The following is a 3541-nucleotide window of genomic DNA, read 5'->3' as shown; positions in this document are numbered from 1 at the left end:
AAGCCCGAACTTGATGAAAGTTCGGGCTTTCGTGCGTTCTGGGGGGTAAAAAGAATTCTACCATAACGTATTCATACGAGAGCATCGGTTCTTCCAGATTCGCATGGAGCTGCGTTGGATTCGTTTCAATACACGGAGAAGATGGTATTCAACATATGCCTGAATGCCGCCTCTCTCATGTGTCTGCACGGATGCTTCATTTTTTACGGCAAAGCCAGTTGGCCAGTATGTTGGGTTACTTGACTTGATTATTGCTGCCCACAATCTGAGTAATAGGGCTATTGTCGCCAGATGTGGCGGTTTGGTTGATAGATTGGTCCACTCTTATCTCGCCGATAATAGCCTTAATCTCATTTTTGAACGTTGGGTCTTCCTCCAAAATGCCTTCGAGCCGGCGTTTAACGATGCGTTGCATTTTCTCGTCCGATGGATTGTTTTCTAATTGTTGCAGCGTGCTGACCGCACCTTCTCCGTCTTTGGTGAAGCGTTGTTTCACAAGGTTGTAGAGCTTCTCCATTCCAGCTGTGCCTAAGTTTTTCGCAATAGTAGTCGCTTTTTCAATAAACCCGGTTTGTGCTGCGATTACCAAGCCAGTCACTGTGGCTTCTATGGTATTCATCTCCATAGAGACATTCCTTTCATCGTTACTTGTTGGTTACGCCACCTACGCCCTCTAGCAGGGCGCGGAGGTGAGATTCAGGATCGTGTTCAAAGAGTTCTCGTGCTTCCTCGCGAGAGACATTTTGACGCAGAGAGAGCCATGTGAGCATAGTAATCATAAAATTATTCTCAAAAGCTTTGGGGATTTGCTGCACTAGCATCCAATACAAACTTGCTCCTTCCTGAGCCGCCTCCAAGGCCTCCTCGCGTCGTCCAAGCGCGGAGAGCCTGAAAGAGAGATTATTAAGAGAACTCGCTCGCCAAGCTAATAGTGGATGGTTTTCGCTTGTACCCGTCGAAAGTATATCGACAATTTGCTGTTGCCAATTTGCGGCGAGTTCACGCAAAGCCAATGTGTCCTGTGGCAAAGCGCCGACCAAAAGTATGAGTTGTACCAACGGTAGCGTTTTTTGATCGCCTAACGCCTGGAGCCAGGCTATGGCCAATTGTTGTTCCTTGATATCGGGCACTTCTGTTTCTGCGAGAGCAACCGGAGCAAAGTCCTCTACGCAGCGAACTAACATAGGCGGGACTGAAGTAGGAGCCTGTTGAAAGGAGCGTATAACAGCATCCATGCTTGCCTGCGTATTCCTATTTCCCAAGTAATTGAGAACAAAAGATTCACCGATGATATCCGGGAGGATGGGGGCGACACCACCGTTCTGACCGGGCAAAGCATCTTCCAGGATTTCCGCTACCACAGCCGAATCTAAAGATGTGACGCCGATGGCCGCTTGCTCTGGGGCGATAACATCCATTAGTGTGGCATGGTCCAGCCCACCACAAAGCGTGGCGAAGGCGGCGAGATGGGGCAAGAATATTTTCAAGGAGCGGTTATCGCTACAGACTTTAAGCAAGCGTGAATGTTCATGGCCGGCTATTTTTTTAGCCAGATCCGTACGACGCAAGGAGAGTGTTTGTCCTACTCCGCCTTGTTGGTGCATAACCATAGCGGCCATCATTAGAAAAAGTGGTGTTCCAGCCCAGTCGGTTTGGGTGAGCTGGTTGCAGAATTCCGTATTTTCTTTTGGTAAGGTGAAATCGCTCCCCAGTCGATTGAGCATATCCTGCATGATCTCAAGCTGGAAACTGGGACCGTCCAAATCGGGCAGACGCCAAGGTTCTCCATCGAGCAATCGATCCGTTGTGTTGAAACCATCTGGAAAAATTTGTTTGAGCCAACCGGTATCTTTTTCGGCCTGACGTTCCAGGAGAAGAATGCGCAAGGGGTATGGGCTGTTATAAATGTCGTTCAGTTCCTCCATCCAACCTGGCAACACATCAATCAGTGTCATTGCGTAGTCAAAGACAGCCAAAGTGGGTTTCTGCCAGCCCCATTCGCTAAGGTTCCTTTCACTCAGGAAACGTCGGGCCTCTCGGTCGCGAACAAAGCCTGCCTCATATTCGCACGTCTTACTGAGTGTTCTGCATAACTCTCGGGCGAAACGAGTCTTTCCAATGCCGGCACCGCCAGTGATGACGCGTACCGAGACTGGCTGGGAGGGATCATGATCCGTGGCCCAAGCCGCAAAATTTTCAAGCAAATCGTCTCTTCCAAGGAAGGTTGTAAACTCCATCTGTGGGATGAGCATTATACTTTCATCCGAAGTTTTCTTTGGAGGGGTTGGGCGTTCAGGAGGCGGCCCAACGAGTTTCAGGCGAGGCTGCGTGCCGATGGAGACGTTCTTCCCGCAAACTTGGTAAATTGGGGAATTGTCGCCGGCTGTAGCAGTTTGGAAGACGGCTTTATCTGGCATAGCGTGCCTCTTTGGCGTATATTGCAACGTGAGTGTTTATGCTTAATTTGTAATAGGATAGAGAAAAGAAGTAAAGCGTAGCGTCATCGCTGAAAATAGAGTAAAAGAATAGATTGGCCGGATGATTATGTCCCTGGTATTTGCGGTTGGTGACCTTGCAATAAAAGAGGAGCATCAGTGAAGCTCTTTTTATGTTATTCAAAAGTAACCAAGTAAAACCCAACCCTGTGCTCATAGGCAACACCTCTTGCCAACAAACAATCCTTCTCTTATCTTGTACAGCTAATAAGACAACTCAGTCCAAAACGAGAGGGAAATCCCATGCGTGTGGTCACATTTTCTGATGCCCGCAATCGTCTTAAAAACATCATCGATCAAGTTAATGATGATGCCGATTATACGGTTATCGCGAGGCGCAACGCTCCCAATGCTGTTGTGATGTCCATGGACACGTTCAACAGTTTAATGGAAACGGTTCATCTCTTGCGCTCACCGGCAAACGCAGCTCATCTCGCTACCTCCATTCAGCAGCTTCGCCAAGGTCAAACGCTACAGCGGAATATAGTTGATGACGAAGGATAAGCTGTCTCGTTTGACCTGGACCTTGGCGGCCTGGAGTGACTACGAATATTGGCAGAATCAGGATCGAAAAACGCTCAAACGGATTAATGCACTCATCAAAGACTGTCTTCGGCATCCGTTTGAGGGAATTGGTAAGCCGGAGCCATTGAGAGAAAACCTTGCTGGATTTTGGTCTCGTCGGATAGATGCGAGTAATCGCCTTGTGTATTGCGTCCAGGATGGAGAACTCGCCATCATTGCATGTCGCTATCATTATGACTAACACATCACCATTATAAATTTTGTGAAGCGTGATCCTGCTACAAAAAGCGGACAATCTGTTGAACCTCTTTGGAGATAAAGGGAGGTCGTTATGGATTTTTTGAGTTAATTATTTGATAATAAAAAGAAAATAGTTTGATTTTGTCGTGTATTTTTCATGCGTGTGATATTTTTTTCGAATTTTCCAAAAAAGTGATTGACGTTGGCGCGTCATTCCCATAGACATCCACCTCCCGACGCGAACGGGGGCCGGTTTTACCGGCTTCGCCAAGCGGCTGAAA

General features: G+C 47.8%; 4 protein-coding genes. 2 read left to right on the top strand and 2 right to left on the bottom strand.

Annotation, left to right across the window (positions count from 1 at the left end; genetic code table 11):
- Positions 1–235 precede the first annotated feature (235 nt).
- Both G451_RS0120135 and G451_RS0120130 read right to left on the bottom strand, forming a co-directional pair.
- A complete protein-coding gene (locus G451_RS0120135; RefSeq protein ID WP_027185661.1) occupies positions 236–625 on the bottom strand; it encodes a hypothetical protein in 390 nt (129 codons plus the stop codon).
- Between the two features lie 19 nt (positions 626–644).
- The gene (locus G451_RS0120130; RefSeq protein ID WP_027185660.1) at positions 645–2417 is read right to left on the bottom strand and encodes a tetratricopeptide repeat protein; all 1773 of its coding nucleotides are present in this window, start codon (positions 2415–2417) and stop codon (positions 645–647) included.
- A gap of 321 nt (positions 2418–2738) precedes the next feature.
- On the opposite strand from G451_RS0120130, the gene G451_RS0120120 reads away from it, so the two are divergent.
- Positions 2739–2999: a type II toxin-antitoxin system Phd/YefM family antitoxin gene (locus G451_RS0120120; RefSeq protein WP_027185658.1), complete on the top strand. Its 261-nt coding sequence runs from the start codon at positions 2739–2741 to the stop codon at positions 2997–2999.
- Entirely contained in the window at positions 2986–3261 is a 276-nt protein-coding gene (locus G451_RS0120115) for a Txe/YoeB family addiction module toxin (protein WP_027185657.1), read from the top strand. The genes G451_RS0120120 and G451_RS0120115 overlap by 14 nt, the downstream gene beginning before the upstream one ends.
- Positions 3262–3541 lie beyond the last annotated feature (280 nt).

The organism is Desulfovibrio inopinatus DSM 10711, from assembly GCF_000429305.1.
Lineage (GTDB): Bacteria > Desulfobacterota > Desulfovibrionia > Desulfovibrionales > Desulfovibrionaceae > Alteridesulfovibrio > Alteridesulfovibrio inopinatus.
This window is presented reverse-complemented; position numbering and strand designations above follow the sequence as displayed.